The sequence below is a fragment of the Variovorax sp. 10L426 genome (assembly GCF_056395305.1).
The window spans coordinates 1-783 of sequence record NZ_JBFTJF010000053.1 but is presented as its reverse complement, the minus strand read 5'-3'; the positions used below and the strand labels follow the sequence as shown (position 1 = coordinate 783).

The following is a 783-nucleotide window of genomic DNA, read 5'->3' as shown; positions in this document are numbered from 1 at the left end:
GTGCCGCAGATGAAATCGCTGGCCGGCGTCGCCGCGTAGATCAGGCCCTTCTGGCGCACCTTCTCGCCCGGCGAGATCACGCCCGAGATCGGCGCGCTGCCCGACTTCACGATCGAGCCCATCGCCTTCTCGACGATGTTGGACAGGCCACCCTTCTTGTTGCCCGGCGTGGTGTTGGCGCTGCGATCGACGCGCCCCTTGTCCAGGTAGGCGTCGTACCAGGCCATCTCGCGGATCATGGCGTCGGCCACTTCGGGCGTGGTCGCGCGCGAAGTGAGCTGGTCGATGCCGTCGCGCACTTCGGTGACTTCCGAGAACATCACGGTGGCGCCTGCGCGCACGAGCAGGTCGGTGCAGAAGCCGACGGCCGGATTGGCGGTGACGCCGGAGAAGGCATCGCTGCCGCCGCACTGCACGCCGACCACCAGTTCGCTCGCCGGCACGGTCTCGCGGCGACGGGCGTTGAGGCGTTCGAGATGCTCTTCGGCCTGCCGCATGATCGAATCGATCATCGACATGAACCCGACGTGCGCATCGTCCTGCAGGCAGACCACATCGAGCTTGCTGTCTGCACTGTCGCCGACATCGGCCACGTTGCGTTCGTCGATCAGCGGGATGGTGCCCGGCGGCATCAAGCGCTCGGGCTGCAGTTTTTCGCAGCCCAGGCTCACGACCATCACCTCGCCGCCGAAGTTCGGGTTGAGGCTGATGTTGCGCAGCGTGCGGATCGGAATGATGGCATCGGGTGCGTCGATGGCCACGCCACAGCCGTAGGTGTGCTCC

At 66.3% G+C, this 783-nt stretch carries 1 protein-coding gene; it reads right to left on the bottom strand.

Annotated features, from left to right (window positions below; translation table 11 throughout):
- A partial coding sequence (locus AC1DHL_RS29650; protein WP_478164318.1) for a UxaA family hydrolase occupies positions 1–783 on the bottom strand: 783 nt, incomplete at both ends.